Below are 13,416 nucleotides of genomic sequence, written 5' to 3'. Positions count from 1 at the left end.
GCAAGAGCCCCTTGCGCCATTGCGCCAGGGGCTTCGTCCATCTCGGGCCAGACTGCGGTCTACGCAGGATGCCCCAACCGGAAGGGGTGTACGCCTGTGCCGGCACTCGTGCTCGTTGGCGCCCAGTGGGGAGACGAGGGCAAGGGGAAGGCCACCGACCTCCTCGGCGGCTCCGTCGACTACGTCGTCCGCTACCAGGGCGGCAACAACGCCGGTCACACGGTGGTCATCGGCGACCAGAAGTACGCCCTGCACCTGCTGCCCTCCGGCATCCTCAGCCCGAACGTGGTGCCGGTGATCGGCAACGGCGTGGTGATCGACCCGGGCGTGCTGCTCTCCGAGCTCAAGGGCCTGGACGAGCGCGGCATCGACACCTCGAAGCTGCTGATCTCGGGCAACGCCCACCTGATCACCCCGTACCACCGGACGCTGGACAAGGTCACCGAGCGCTTCCTCGGCAAGCGCCGGATCGGCACCACCGGCCGCGGCATCGGCCCGGCCTACGCCGACAAGATCAACCGGGTCGGCATCCGGGTCCAGGACCTGTTCGACGAGTCGATCCTGCGCCAGAAGATCGAGGCGGCGCTGCACGACAAGAACCAGCTGCTGGTCAAGCTCTACAACCGGCGCGCGATCCCGGCCGAGCTGGTGCTCGAGGAGTACCTGGGCTACGCCGACAAGATCAAGCCGTACCTGGCCGACACCACCCTCGTCCTGGACGAGGCGCTGAAGGCGGGCAAGGTCGTCCTGCTGGAGGGCGGCCAGGGCACCCTGCTGGACGTGGACCACGGCACGTACCCGTTCGTCACCTCGTCGAACCCGACCTCGGGCGGCGCGTGCACCGGCTCCGGCATCGGCCCGACCAAGATCGACCGGGTCATCGGCATCCTCAAGGCGTACACCACCCGCGTCGGCTCGGGCCCGTTCCCGACCGAGCTGCTGGACGCCGACGGCGACGCGCTGCGCCGGATCGGCGGCGAGCGCGGCGTCACCACCGGGCGCGACCGGCGCTGCGGCTGGTTCGACGCGGTGATCGCCCGCTACGCGACCCGGGTCAACGGCCTGACCGACTTCTTCCTCACCAAGCTGGACGTGCTGACCGGCTGGGAGCAGATCCCGGTCTGCGTGGCGTACGAGATCGACGGCCGGCGGGTCGAGGAACTCCCGTACAACCAGTCGGACTTCCACCACGCGAAGCCGGTCTACGAGAACCTGCCCGGCTGGAGCGAGGACATCTCGAAGGCGCAGTCCTTCGCCGACCTGCCGAAGAACGCGCAGGCGTACGTGAAGGCGCTGGAGGAGATGTCGGGCGCCCCGATCTCGGCGATCGGCGTCGGCCCCGGCCGGACCGAGACCATCCAGATCAACTCCTTCCTGTAGGACGTGCGCGAGAGGCCCGGCACCCCGTTCGAGCGGGGGTGCCGGGCCTCTCGCACGCGGTGGCGGCCGGGCGGGCCGCCGGCGGACGTCAGTAGATGGCGGCGGAGACGATCGCCGCCACGGCCAGGTTGGTGGAGGCGGTCACCCAGACCGCCGGGTGCGGCTCCCGGTCGACCAGCAGCTCGCCGAGCCGGCCGGGCGTCACCAGGTCCAGCACCCAGAACGAGACGGCCATCAGCACCAGGCCGAACAGGCCGAACACGGCCGCCGCGGCCAGGCCCTTGGCGAACTCCTGGTAGGTCGACATCACCGCGGTGAACACGATCGCGCCGATCGCCAGCAGCGCCGAGCTGAGCACCACGGCGGCGTTCCGGTTGCGCTCGATCCAGATCTGCCGGCGCAGCTCGCCGGGCGTCAGCAGGTCGACCAGCAGCACGCCGAGCAGCAGCAGGACCAGCCCGACCGCACCGTACGCGGACGCGTATCCCAGCTGGTGAAGGATGTCGTTCATGCGTCCCGCCCCTCCTGCCTGTCCGGCCGCCGGCCCCGTGCCGAGGACCGGCACAACATAGCGCACGGGGCGGGCGGCCGACCGGGGCCGAGGCTCAGTCGTTGTGCTCGACCAGGCGGTCCAGGCAGACCGCGACGGCGATCATCAGCGGGACGTCGACGCCGTCCTCGATCTCCACGCCGTAGGTGTCGCGAATCCGGAACCACTTGCGGGAGACCTCGGCGAGCCGGTGGCCGTCGCCCTTGACGGTGTACTCCTTGTCGATCAGGTCGCCGTGGATCTCGTACTCGCCGCCGTTCTCCAGCTCCACGTGGTACTTGTCGTGGAACGGGGTGAACAGCTTCTTGCGGACGGTCGCCACCACGTCCCCGTCCGCGTTCTCGATCTTCATCGCGTCGCGGACGGTCAGCACCTTCTCCCGGATGGTGGCGACCGTGTTGCCCGCGGTGTCCTGCAACTCGAAGGTGTCGCGCATCCGCAGCACCTTGCCGTCCACCAGGAACGCCTTCTCGCCGTGCTCGTCCTCGACCCAGTAGTCGTCGCCGACCGCGAAGAGGCGCTCCTTGACCACGAACTTCCGACCCATGTCCCCGACTCCTCGTCTGGTGCTCGCCGGCCCGCCGTCGGGCGGCACCCGACATGGTGCCACCGGCCGCTACGCCAGGTCCCACAACAGGCGGTAGTAGGCGAGCCGCTCGGCGTCCGGCGCGACGCCGTACGCCTCCAGCAGCGGACGCTCCCAGCCCGGGCCGTAGTTCCACACCGTGCTCCAGGTGGCCACCGCCAGGTCCGCCCAGCGGTCGGCCGTGCCGAGGGCGCCCAGGTCGACGTGGCCCGAGGGGCGGCCGTCCGCGCCGACCAGGGTGTTGGGCGCGCAGGCGTCGCCGTGGCAGACCACCTCGACGTCCACCGGCGGCGGGTCGGCGAGCACCGCCAGCGCCCGCTCCACGGTGCCGTGGTGGCGCAGGTCCGGGTGCCAGTCGGCCGGGTCGCGGCGCAGCGCGGCGGCGCGGGCCACCCGGCCCGGCGCGGACCAGTCGTACGGGCAGCCGGCCACCGGCAGCGCCTCGTGGAAGGCCCGCAGGCCCGCGCCGATCGCCCGGACGGCCGTCGCCGGGTCCCGCTTCCACACCTCGTCCACGGCCGACCGCCCCGGCAGCCCCGCCGTCAGCAGCCAGCGGCCGCCCGCGGCCTCGCCGCCGCCCAGCGCGAGCACCTCCGGGACGGTGGTGAACCGCCGCGCCCAGCCCAGCCGTTCGGCCTCCACCGCGAGGTCCGCCGGGCTGTTGGCCGGCGCCCACTTCACGAACCGCCGCCCCGGCCCGTCGCCGAGCCGGAACGTCAGGCCGTGCAGCTCGTTGCGCCACACCGCGACGACCGGCTCACCGGCGGCCAACTCGACCACGGCAGGCGGTACTTCGACATCGTCCCCGGGTACGTAGGCGATCATCCGGCCATTGTCGCGCGCGGGCGGCGCGGCGTCACCCGGGTTCCGGCCGGGAACCGGCGGCGGGGCGCCGGACGTACCTACCGGCACGAGGAACGGGGGAATCACGTGTCCGAAACGACCGGCGGACCCGTCGAAGCGGCCGCACCGGGCGCACCGGGCGAGCTGCTCGGCACCGGCCGCACCGCGGACGTCTTCGCGCTGCCCGACGGGCGGGTGCTGCGCCGCTACCGCGCCGGGGCCGGAGCGTGGGCCGACGCGCGGGGCGAGGCCGACCTGATGGCCCACCTCGCCGGGCACGGCTACCCCGTACCGGCCGCGTGGCCCGGCGAACGGCCCACCGACCTGCTGATGGAACGGCTCGACGGCCCCACCATGGCGCAGGCCGTCACCACCGGCGCACTCGCCCCCGACGCCGCCGGCCGGATGCTCGCCGACCTGCTGCGCCGCCTGCACGCCGTCCCGCCCCGCACCGCCGCCCACCCCGGCGACCGGGTGCTCCACCTCGACCTGCACCCCGAGAACGTCCTGCTCACCCCCGCGGACCGGTCGTCATCGACTGGGCCACCGCCACCGAGGGCGACCCCGGCCTGGACACCGCGATGAGCGCCGTCGTCCTCGCCCAGGCCCTGCTCGGCCTGCCCGCACACACCGCCGCCGCCCCCGCCATTCTCGTCCCCCTCCTCCACGGCCTCCCCCCGCTCACCACCCACCACCTCACCACCGCCCGCGCCCGCCGCGCCGCCGACCCGATGCTCGACGCCGCGGACCACGGACGACTGGACGCGGCCGTCGCCCTGGTCCGCGCCTGCGCGGCGGCGGCGGCAGCGGCAGCGGCAGCGGCGACACCCTAGGACCGGCCCCCGAACCCCTGCGGCGCGAGTCCGTCCCACTCGCGGTCAAGGCCGCCTCGGGCCGGACCGTTCCTCCCGGCACACCGCCGTCCCCACCGACCGACGGCACCCCGCCAGCAGTTCGGGGGCCGGAGGAGCGTCACTCCTCCGGAGGACGCTCCGACGATCGGGCCGGGACCAGCGCCCGGAGTTGATAAGTTCAATTAACCAAAGTCGGCATGTATCAACTCTCGGGAGCGCCTGATGGCAGGCCGGGGCAGGCCAAGTCGCAGCACGGTGTACCAGCGCCTGGACCGGGCACTGGCAGAGCTGAACGAGCGCTTCGGCGGGCTGCCCAGCCCCCGGGAGGCCCAGGACATCTGGGACGACATCTGGCACCAGGAGGCCCACCACTCGACCGCGTTGGAGGGCAACACGCTCGTGCTGCGGGAGGTCGAGGCGCTGCTCGACCAGGGCCGGGCGGTCGGCGCCAAGCCACTGAAGGAGTACAACGAGGTCCAGGGCTACGCCGACGCCGCCAGGTGGGTGTACGGACAGGCCCTCGAGCCGGACGCGTGGCACGACGGGCGGTTGGTCACGATCGCCGAGGTCCGCCACATCCACCACGTCGCGATGACGCCGGTCTGGGACGTTGCGCCCCATCCCGAGGCGAGCGATCGGGAGAGCCCGGGCAACTTCAGGGAACACGACATCGCCGCCTTCTCGGAGGGCATGACTCCCCCGAAGTGGCCGCTCGTCCCCGCCCGGGTCGAGGAATGGGTCGGCGAGGTCTGCGCCTTCGGCAGGCGGATCGAGGGCCGGGAAGCGCTCGGCGAACCGCTGCCCGAGATCCTCGCGGTTCTCCACAACCGTTTCGAGCGCATCCACCCGTTCCTCGACGGCAACGGACGCACGGGCCGGCTCGTGATGAACCTCGTTCTCGTACGGCTGGGGTATCCGCCCATCATCGTCCTCAAGCGCCAGCGGGAGACCTACCTGGCTGCGCTCCGCCGCGCGGACGCGGGAGACGCCGGGTCCCTCGGCGAACTGATCGCCCGCGCCATGGAGGACAACCTCAACCGTTTCATCGTGCCGAACGTGGCCGGCCCCGCACGGCTCGTGCCGCTCGCCGCCCTCGTGGACGCGGATCACTCCCTGGCCGCGCTGCGTCAGGCGGCGCAGCGCGGCCGGCTCAACGCCGTCCAGGGGCCCGATGGCGTGTGGCGCTCGTCCCGGAAATCCGTGGACGCCTACCGGGCCGCCAAGCACCAGCGGAGGCCCCGGAACAGCGAGACCTGAGTCCGGCGGGATGTTCCTGCCACCCCGTGGGGTTGGATGTGACTATGACTTCTCGTGCACGCGTCCGGGCCCCCGAGCTGGTGGGCAAGGGCGGATGGCTGAACACCGGCGGCAAGGACCTGTCGCTGGCCGACTTCCGCGGCAAGATCGTGATCGCGGACTTCTGGACCTTCTGCTGCGTCAACTGCCTCCACGTCCTGGACGAGCTCCGGGAGTTGGAGGAGCGGCACCGGGACACCGTGGTGATCGTCGGCGTGCACTCGCCGAAGTTCGTCCACGAGGCCGACCACCGGGCGGTGGTGGACGCGGTGGCGCGGTACGAGGTGCACCATCCGGTGCTGGACGATCCGGAGCTGGTGACGTGGAAGCAGTACGCGGTGCGGGCCTGGCCGACGCTGGTGGTGATCGACCCGGAGGGGTACGTGGTCGCGCAGCACGCCGGGGAGGGGCACGCGCACGCGATCGCGAAGCTGGTGGAGGAGTTGGAGGTCGAGCACGCGGCGAAGGGGACGCTGCGGCGCGGTGACGGGCCGTACGTGGCGCCCGAGCCGGAGGCGGGGGACCTGCGCTTCCCGGGGAAGGCGGTGCGGCTGCCGGACGGGCACTACCTGGTCGCGGACTCGGGGCACCACGCGCTGGTGGAGCTGGCCGAGGACGGCGAGCGGGTGGTGCGGCGGATCGGTGACGACGTGCGCGGGCTGGTGGACGGGGTCGAGCCGCGGTTCAGCGAGCCGCAGGGCCTGGCCCTGGTGCCGGCGGGCCTCGACCTGGGCTACGACGTGGTGGTGGCCGACACCGTCAACCACGTGCTGCGCGGCGTCCGGCTGGCGGACGGCCGGGTGACCACGCTGGCCGGTACCGGGAAGCAGTGGTGGCAGGGCTCGCCGACCGCCGGCCCGGCCCGCGAGGTGGAGCTGTCCTCGCCGTGGGACGTCGCGTTCTTCGACGGCCGGGTGTGGATCGCGATGGCGGGCGTGCACCAGCTGTGGTCCTTCGACCCGGTGGCCGGGACGGTCGCCGTCGCGGCGGGCACCACCAACGAGGGCCTGGTGGACGGTCCGGCCGCGGAGGCGTGGTTCGCCCAGCCGTCCGGCCTGGCGGTGTCGGCCGACGGCGAGCGGCTGTGGGTGGCCGACGCGGAGACCTCCGCGCTGCGCTGGGTTTCCCGTGGAACCGGCGAGGTGCGCACCGCCGTCGGCACCGGTCTGTTCGACTTCGGGCACCGGGACGGCGCGGCCGGGCAGGCGCTGCTCCAGCACCCGCTGGGCGTCACCGTGCTCCCGGACGGCTCGGTGGCCGTCAGCGACACCTACAACCACGCGCTGCGCCGCTACGACCCGGTGTCCGGCGAGGTCAGCACGCTGGCCACCGACCTGCGCGAGCCGTCCGGCGCGGTGGTGGTGGACGGGGACATCGTGGTGGTGGAGTCCGCCCGGCACCGGCTGACCAGGCTGCGGCTGCCCGAGGAGGCGGTCCGGGTCGAGGCCGTCGCGCACCGCACCCGGCGGGCCGCCACCGAGGTCGCCCCGGGCGCGTTCCGCCTGGACGTGGTGTTCTCCGCGCCGACCGGCCAGAAGCTGGACGAGCGCTACGGCCCGTCCACCCGGCTGCTGGTCAGCGCGACGCCGCCGGAGCTGCTGGTGTCGGGCGCGGGCGCGGACAGCGCGCTCGGCCGCGAGCTGGTGCTCTCCGGCGAGGTGGCCGAGGGCGTGCTGCACGTCTCGGCGATGGCGGCGTCCTGCGACGACGACCCGGCGGTCGAGTACCCGGCCTGCCACGTGCACCAGCAGGACTGGGGGGTGCCGGTGAAGCTGGTGGCGGGCGGCGCGAGCCGGCTGCCGCTGGTGCTGGCCGGGATGGAGTGAGACGCGGACGGGGGCGGGCCGTCGGCCCGCCCCCGTCGTCCGGGATGCCGTTCAGCCCTCCAGGAACGCCTTGATCGCGCTCGCCAGGTAGTGCGGGTCCTCCGCGCCGCACAGCTCGCGGGCGGAGTGCATGGACAGCGCCGCGATGCCGCAGTCGACGGTGGTGATGCCGAGCCGGGCCGCGGTGATCGGGCCGATCGTGGTGCCGCAGGGCATCGCGTTGTTGGAGACGAAGGACTGCCACGGCACGCCGGCCTTCTCGCAGGCGGCGGCGAACACCGCCCGGCCGACCCCGTCGGTGGCGTACCGGTTGTTGACGTTGACCTTGAGGATCGGGCCGCCGTTGGGCATCGGGTGGTGGCCGGGCTCGTGCCGCTCGCTGTAGTTGGGGTGCACCGCGTGGCCCATGTCGGAGGAGAGGCAGACGGTGCCGGCCAGCGCCCGGGCGCGGTCCTCCAGGGTGCCGCCGCGGGCGTGGCAGGAGCGCTCCAGCACGTTCCCCAGCAGCGGGCTCTGCGCGCCGGTGTCGGACTCGCTGCCGGTCTCCTCGTGGTCGAACGCGGCCAGCACCGGGATGCACGGCAGGTCCGCGCCGGCCTCGGCGACGGCGGCCAGCGCGGCGGTGGCGGCGTGCACGGACAGCTGGTTGTCCAGCCGCGGCCCGGCCAGCAGTTCGCGGTCGCGGCCCAGGTAGGCGGGCGGCTGCACGTCGTGCGCCATCAGGTCCCAGCCGGCCACGTCGGCGGCGTCCAGCCCGGCCTTCCCGGCGACGTACTCCAGCAGGGCGCCCTCGGTGGTGCCGCCGATCCCCCAGATCGGCGTCAGGTGGCGCTGGCGGTCGAGCTTGAGGCCGTCGTTGACCCCGCGGTCGAGGTGGATGGCCAGCTGCGGCACCCGCAGCAGCGGCTCGTCCAGGTGCACCAGGCGGGTGGTGCCGTCGCGCAGCGCGAGCCGGCCGGAGATCCCGAGGTCCCGGTCGAGCCAGGTGTTGAGCGGGACGCCGCCGTAGATCTCCACGGCGATCTGCCGCCAGCCGGCCGAGCTGGTGTCCGGGACCGGCTTGACCCGCAGGTTCGGCGAGTCGGTGTGGGTGCCGACCACCCGGTACGGGGTCGCGGCCGTCGCGTTCGGCGGCACGTACCAGGCCATCAGGGCGCCGCCGCGCACCAGGTAGCGGCCCCCGCCGTCGCCGTCCCACGCGTCCGTCTCGTTGACCCGGCGGAAGCCGACCCGCTCCAGCCGCTCGGCCGCGCTCGCCACCGCGTGGTACGGCGAGGGAGAGGCCGCGAGGAAGGCGATCAGGTCGTCCGTGTGCTTCCGGTCGAAGTGGGCCGTTCGGGCGACGGTCGACATTTTGCTCCTGGGTAGAGGGCGGGGCGGGCCTGGTGGGGTTGCCGGTCCGCACCATGAGCATATGCCCGTACACGGACAGGACCGCGGGAAGTCCGCAACGGTGACACAACAGTGAACGGGCCGCGACCCGGCACCGCGGCCGGGCCCTTCCGGAGCGGCTCGGAGCGGCCCCGGAGCGCCCCGGAAGCGGCTCCGAGCGCCCCCCGGAGCGGACAACGCCGCGGGGCCCGGTGGAGTACCGGGCCCCGCGGCGTGAGGGTGGGTCGGGCGGTCCTGTGGCGGGCGCCGGGTCAGAACGCCTCTTCGGCCAGCTCCATCAGCTCGTTGTCGATGTTCTCGGCGATCTGGCGCTGCGCGGCGGTGGTCGGCAGCACGGTGCGGGCGAAGTGCTTGGCCGCGGCGACCTTGCCGCGGTAGAACGGCACGTCCTTCTCGGAGGCGCCGGCCTCCAGCTTGGCGAGCGCGACGGCGGCCTGGCGCAGCAGCAGCCAGCCGACCACCACGTCGCCGGAGACCAGCAGCAGGCGGGTGGTGTTCTGGCCCACCTTGTACATGTTCTTGACGTCCTGCTCGACGGACGACAGGTCGGCGATCAGGGTGCCGACGATGGCCTCCAGGTCGCCGGCGGCCTTGGCCAGCAGGTCGCGCTCGGCGGCCAGCTCGGCGCCGCCCTCGCCGGCGGCCAGGAACTTGGTGATCTGCTCGTTGACGGCGGTCAGCGCCTGGCCGCCGTCCTTGACGATCTTCCGGAAGAAGAAGTCCTGGCCCTGGATGGCGGTGGTGCCCTCGTACAGGGTGTCGATCTTGGCGTCCCGGATGTACTGCTCGATCGGGTACTCCTGCAGGTAGCCGGAGCCGCCGAAGGTCTGCAGCGACTGGGCCAGCTGCTCGTAGGACTTCTCCGAGCCGTAGCCCTTCACGATCGGCAGCAGCAGGTCGTTCAGGCGCTCGGCAGCGGCGTCGTGCTCGCCGCGCAGGCGGGCGGCCAGCATGTCGTCCTGCACCGAGGCGGTGTAGAGCACCAGGGCGCGCATGCCCTCGGCGTACGCCTTCTGGGTGAGCAGCGAGCGGCGCACGTCGGGGTGGTGGGTGATGGTGACGCGCGGCGCGGTCTTGTCCATGAACTGCGAGATGTCGGCGCCCTGCACGCGCTCCTTGGCGTACTCCAGCGCGTTCAGGTAGCCGGTGGACAGGGTGGCGATGGCCTTCGTGCCGACCATCATCCGGGCGAACTCGATGATCTTGAACATCTGGCGGATGCCATCGACGGTCTCGCCGAGCAGCCAGCCCTTGGCCGGGTGCTTGGCGCCGAAGGTCATCTCGCAGGTGTTGGACGCCTTGAGGCCCATCTTGTGCTCGACGTTGGTGGCGTAGACGCCGTTGCGCTCGCCGAGCTCGCCGGTCTCCCAGTCGAAGTCGAACTTCGGCACGATGTACAGGCCCAGGCCCTTGGTGCCCGGCTTGCCGCCCTCGGGGCGGGCCAGCACCAGGTGGACGATGTTCTCGGACATGTCGTGCTCGCCCGAGGTGATGAAGCGCTTGACGCCCTCGATGTGCCAGGAGCCGTCCTCCTGCTTGACCGCCTTGGTGCGGCCGGCGCCCACGTCCGAGCCGGCGTCCGGCTCGGTCAGCACCATGGTGGCGCCCCACAGGCCCTCGACCATCCGCTGGGCGACCTTCTGCTGCTCCTCGGTGCCCTCGTCGTAGACGACGCCGGCGAAGGCCGGGCCGGAGGAGTACATCCAGATCGCCGGGTTGGAGCCGAGCACCTGCTCCGCGTACGCCCAGACCAGGGAGTTCGGGGTGACCTGGCCGCCGATGCCCTCCGGGATGCCCAGGCGCCACCACTCGGCGTCCATGAAGGTCTGGTAGCTCTTCTTGAAGGTCTCCGGGATCGGAGCCGTGTTGGTCTCCGGGTCGAACACCGGCGGGTTGCGGTCGGTGTCGACGAAGGAGGCCGCGAGGTCGTTCTCGGCCAGCCGGGAGATCTCGCTGAGGATGTTCTTCGCGGTGTCGACGTCCATGTCGGCGAACGGACCGGTGCCGTACACCTGGTCGCGGCCGAACACCTCGAAGAGGTTGAACTCCACGTCCCGCAGGTTGGACTTGTAGTGACCCATGACCGTTTCTCCGGTTCGTCTGCTCCACGGGCGGCCGCTTCCGGCGCACCGCTTACCCACCAGTACGCCCCATGATGCTACCGGTTGGTAACTTGTTCAAGCCCCCTGACGTGACGGAGCTATGAACGTGGTCACGTCCCACAATGGCCCCCCGGGCCGGATTGTGCGGATCACCCGCCCCCAAGCGGGGCGCGGCCCGATAGCCTTGTCCCCGTGTACGGCTACGAGCAGAGCGCCTACCAGGACCCCTACCAGCAGCAGACGCAGCAGGGGATGTCCGGCATGCCCGGCCCCGGGTACGGCGACCCGCAGGCCGCCCAGCAGTCGCTCTACCCCGAGCCCTCGCCGCCCTCGCTCGCGGACGCGGTGCGCGCCTTCACCACCGGCGCGATGCCCGTGGAGGACTTCCAGGCCATCTTCATCACCTCCAAGGTGTACTGCCCGCGCGGCGACCGCCCCGGCTTCCTGGCCCTGCACAACACCCCGACCCCGGTCATCCCGATGTTCAGCTCGCTCAAGGAGCTGAAGCGGTACGCGGGCAAGGAGTCCAAGCACTTCTCGGTGACCGGCGCGGAGATCCTCGACCTGCTGCCCACCGGCTACGGCTTCGCCCTCGACATGGAGGGCGAGCACCGGATGGTCTTCGACGCGCGGGCGGTCGAGCAGATGGTGGACTTCACCATGCGCCGCATGTACGGCTGACCCCTCCTCCCCCTCCCCTCCTCCTCCATTTCCCGCCGGGCGGGAATGCGTCCAAGTAGTTCAATGTTCAACCTTGCGAGTGGTTGATGATTGAACTACTGTGGTGGACGTAGGCCACAGACCCGCCTAAGGAGGCCGACATGCCCGCCGTGACCGTCGAGAACCCGCTGACCCTGCCGCGCGTCACCAGTCCCGACCCGGTGCACAGCACCGCCCGGCCGGTCCTCACCGTGGCCACCGCCCCCGAGGGCTACGAGGGCGAGGGCTTCCCCGTCCGCCGGGCCTTCGCCAAGATCAACACCAAGTTCCTCGACCCGTTCATCATGATGGACCAGATGGGCGAGGTGGACTACGAGGCCGGCGAGCCCAAGGGCACCCCCTGGCACCCGCACCGCGGCTTCGAGACGGTCACCTACATCATCGACGGCACCTTCATCCACCGGGACTCGCACGGCGGCGGCGGTGTCATCACCGACGGCGACACCCAGTGGATGACGGCCGGCTCCGGCCTGCTGCACATCGAGACCCCGCCCGAGTCGCTGGTGATGTCCGGCGGCCTGTTCCACGGCCTCCAGCTCTGGGTCAACCTGCCCGCCTCGGACAAGATGATCACCCCGAAGTACCAGGACATCCGCAGCGGCAGCGTCAAGCTGCTCACCTCCGAGGACGGCGGCGCGCTGATCCGCGTCATCGCCGGCGAGGTCGACGGCCACCAGGGCCCCGGCGCCACCCACACCCCCATCACCATGACCCACGTCTCGCTCACCCCCGGCGCCCAGGTCACCCTGCCGTGGCGCGCCGACTTCAACGCCCTCGCCTACGGCCTGGCCGGCAGCGGCTCCGCCGGCCCGGAGCGGCGGCCCTTCCACACCGGCCAGGCCGTGGTCTTCGGCGACGGCGACAGCCTCACCATCCGCGCCGACGAGAAGCAGGACTCCCGCTCCGCCACCTTCGAGTTCGTCCTGCTCGGCGGCCTCCCCATCCGCGAGCCCGTCGCCTGGTACGGCCCGTTCGTGATGAACAGCCACCGCGAACTCCAGCAGGCCATGGAGGACTTCCAGGCCGGCCGCCTCGGCACCGTCCCGGCCGACGCCAACTGACGGCGTCACACCACCGAAGCCCGCGTGACTCGCTCACGCGGGCTTCGCGCATCCGGTCCGGCGGCTCCCCTCGGACCGTTTGCTTCCGTTTTGATCACGGCCATGCCGAACCCGGACGCGGCGACAGGGCGGGACGGGACGATGTGTGCGTCCCGTTCACATCCGATCACCCGAGGAACACATCTGTGAATCCGTACCAGACACCGGCGTCCACGTCGAAGCAGCGGACGGCGGGGAACCGGTGGGCGCGGATCGCGCTGCTGGTGTTCCTGCCGCCGGTCGCCGCGGTGATGCTCTGGCGTTCGCGTCGCGTGCACCTCGGGGCCAAGGTGCTGCTGACGGTGTGGTGCGTGCTCATGTCCCTCGCCTGGCTGGGGGCGATCAGCGACCCGAAGCAGGACACAGCCGTCCCGGCGGCCACCACGGCCTCGGCCGCCCCCAGCCCGTCACCGACGCCCAGCCCGACCCCCAGCGACACCCCCAGCCCCACACCCGAGGCCGTCACCAGCGCGCCCGAACCGGTCCCGACACCGACGCCGACGCCGACCCCGGAGACGCCGACGCCCACCCCGCCGCCGATCGTGGCACCGCAGCCGCAGCCCGAGGAGCCCACCCCCGAGCCGGAGCACACCACCGAGCAGGCCGCGGCGTACTACAAGAACTGCACGGAGGCGAAGGCCGCCGGCGCCGCGCCGCTGCACCGCGGGGACCCCGGCTACCGCTCCGCGCTCGACCGGGACGGCGACGGGATCGCCTGCGAGAAGTAGCCGAGAAGCAGCCGCGGGGAACCCCTCCGGGCGCGGAAC

The 13,416-nt window shown here is 72.2% G+C and carries 13 protein-coding genes; 8 read left to right on the top strand and 5 right to left on the bottom strand.

The window, feature by feature from the left end:
• Positions 1 to 96 precede the first annotated feature (96 nt).
• Positions 97 to 1,380, top strand: a complete 1,284-nt coding sequence (locus QMQ26_RS18995; RefSeq protein WP_282202084.1) for an adenylosuccinate synthase — start codon at positions 97 to 99, stop codon at positions 1,378 to 1,380.
• 88 nt (positions 1,381 to 1,468) lie between these two features.
• On the opposite strand, the gene QMQ26_RS18990 is transcribed toward QMQ26_RS18995, so the two are convergent.
• The 3 genes from QMQ26_RS18990 to QMQ26_RS18980 form a co-directional block, all read right to left on the bottom strand.
• Positions 1,469 to 1,891 (bottom strand): DUF350 domain-containing protein, encoded by a 423-nt coding sequence (locus QMQ26_RS18990; RefSeq protein WP_100837096.1) that lies wholly within the window; start codon positions 1,889 to 1,891, stop codon positions 1,469 to 1,471.
• Between the two features lie 94 nt (positions 1,892 to 1,985).
• A complete protein-coding gene (locus QMQ26_RS18985) occupies positions 1,986 to 2,477 on the bottom strand; it encodes an LURP-one-related/scramblase family protein (RefSeq protein WP_100837097.1) in 492 nt (163 codons plus the stop codon).
• A 69-nt stretch (positions 2,478 to 2,546) separates the two neighbouring features.
• Positions 2,547 to 3,341 (bottom strand): aminoglycoside 3'-phosphotransferase, encoded by a 795-nt coding sequence (locus tag QMQ26_RS18980; protein WP_282202083.1) that lies wholly within the window; start codon positions 3,339 to 3,341, stop codon positions 2,547 to 2,549.
• A 105-nt stretch (positions 3,342 to 3,446) separates the two neighbouring features.
• Between QMQ26_RS18980 and QMQ26_RS18975 the strand changes: the two genes are divergently transcribed.
• The 4 genes from QMQ26_RS18975 (at position 3,447) to QMQ26_RS18965 (ending at position 7,335) form a co-directional block, all read left to right on the top strand.
• On the top strand, positions 3,447 to 3,944 hold the full coding sequence (locus QMQ26_RS18975; RefSeq protein ID WP_318551980.1) for a phosphotransferase: 498 nt from the start codon (positions 3,447 to 3,449) through the stop codon (positions 3,942 to 3,944).
• Entirely contained in the window at positions 3,941 to 4,192 is a 252-nt protein-coding gene (locus tag QMQ26_RS37485; protein ID WP_318551979.1) for a hypothetical protein, read from the top strand. The genes QMQ26_RS18975 and QMQ26_RS37485 overlap by 4 nt, the downstream gene beginning before the upstream one ends.
• A 276-nt stretch (positions 4,193 to 4,468) precedes the next feature.
• Positions 4,469 to 5,470 (top strand): Fic family protein, encoded by a 1,002-nt coding sequence (locus tag QMQ26_RS18970; RefSeq protein WP_282202082.1) that lies wholly within the window; start codon positions 4,469 to 4,471, stop codon positions 5,468 to 5,470.
• A gap of 44 nt (positions 5,471 to 5,514) precedes the next feature.
• Positions 5,515 to 7,335, top strand: a complete 1,821-nt coding sequence (locus QMQ26_RS18965; RefSeq protein ID WP_282202081.1) for an NHL domain-containing thioredoxin family protein — start codon at positions 5,515 to 5,517, stop codon at positions 7,333 to 7,335.
• A 51-nt stretch (positions 7,336 to 7,386) separates the two neighbouring features.
• Here the strand turns inward: QMQ26_RS18965 and QMQ26_RS18960 are convergent, their stop codons facing one another.
• Positions 7,387 to 8,688 (bottom strand): M18 family aminopeptidase, encoded by a 1,302-nt coding sequence (locus QMQ26_RS18960; protein ID WP_282202080.1) that lies wholly within the window; start codon positions 8,686 to 8,688, stop codon positions 7,387 to 7,389.
• A 290-nt stretch (positions 8,689 to 8,978) separates the two neighbouring features.
• Positions 8,979 to 10,808: an acyl-CoA dehydrogenase gene (locus QMQ26_RS18955; RefSeq protein ID WP_100837104.1), complete on the bottom strand. Its 1,830-nt coding sequence runs from the start codon at positions 10,806 to 10,808 to the stop codon at positions 8,979 to 8,981.
• Positions 10,809 to 11,021: 213 nt separating this feature from the next.
• On the opposite strand from QMQ26_RS18955, the gene QMQ26_RS18950 reads away from it, so the two are divergent.
• The 3 genes from QMQ26_RS18950 to QMQ26_RS18940 all read left to right on the top strand — a co-directional run bounded on the left by QMQ26_RS18950 (position 11,022) and on the right by QMQ26_RS18940 (position 13,377).
• Complete coding sequence (locus QMQ26_RS18950) at positions 11,022 to 11,510, top strand: SseB family protein (protein ID WP_100837105.1); 489 nt, start codon at positions 11,022 to 11,024, stop codon at positions 11,508 to 11,510.
• Positions 11,511 to 11,650: 140 nt separating this feature from the next.
• Positions 11,651 to 12,610, top strand: coding sequence for a pirin family protein (locus QMQ26_RS18945; RefSeq protein ID WP_282202079.1), 960 nt, complete (start codon positions 11,651 to 11,653; stop codon positions 12,608 to 12,610).
• 185 nt (positions 12,611 to 12,795) lie between these two features.
• The gene (locus QMQ26_RS18940) at positions 12,796 to 13,377 is read left to right on the top strand and encodes an excalibur calcium-binding domain-containing protein (RefSeq protein WP_282202078.1); all 582 of its coding nucleotides are present in this window, start codon (positions 12,796 to 12,798) and stop codon (positions 13,375 to 13,377) included.
• Positions 13,378 to 13,416: the final 39 nt, after the last annotated feature.

Source organism: Kitasatospora fiedleri (genome assembly GCF_948472415.1).
In the GTDB taxonomy this organism is placed as follows: Bacteria; Actinomycetota; Actinomycetes; order Streptomycetales; family Streptomycetaceae; genus Kitasatospora; species Kitasatospora fiedleri.
The sequence above is the reverse complement of the archived record's forward strand: the minus strand, read 5'-3'. Positions and strand labels throughout refer to the sequence as shown.

What these genes read in the sequence shown, in the direction of transcription:
- QMQ26_RS18960 (WP_282202080.1), bottom strand. Translation starts at nt 8,688, where the DNA reads ATGTCGACCGTCGCCCGAACGGCCCACTTCGACCGGAAGCACACGGAC.
- QMQ26_RS18965 (WP_282202081.1), top strand. Translation starts at nt 5,515, where the DNA reads ATGACTTCTCGTGCACGCGTCCGGGCCCCCGAGCTGGTGGGCAAGGGC.
- QMQ26_RS37485 (WP_318551979.1), top strand. Translation starts at nt 3,941, where the DNA reads ATGAGCGCCGTCGTCCTCGCCCAGGCCCTGCTCGGCCTGCCCGCACAC.
- QMQ26_RS18980 (WP_282202083.1), bottom strand. Translation starts at nt 3,341, where the DNA reads ATGATCGCCTACGTACCCGGGGACGATGTCGAAGTACCGCCTGCCGTG.
- QMQ26_RS18945 (WP_282202079.1), top strand. Translation starts at nt 11,651, where the DNA reads ATGCCCGCCGTGACCGTCGAGAACCCGCTGACCCTGCCGCGCGTCACC.
- QMQ26_RS18955 (WP_100837104.1), bottom strand. Translation starts at nt 10,808, where the DNA reads ATGGGTCACTACAAGTCCAACCTGCGGGACGTGGAGTTCAACCTCTTC.
- QMQ26_RS18990 (WP_100837096.1), bottom strand. Translation starts at nt 1,891, where the DNA reads ATGAACGACATCCTTCACCAGCTGGGATACGCGTCCGCGTACGGTGCG.
- QMQ26_RS18985 (WP_100837097.1), bottom strand. Translation starts at nt 2,477, where the DNA reads ATGGGTCGGAAGTTCGTGGTCAAGGAGCGCCTCTTCGCGGTCGGCGAC.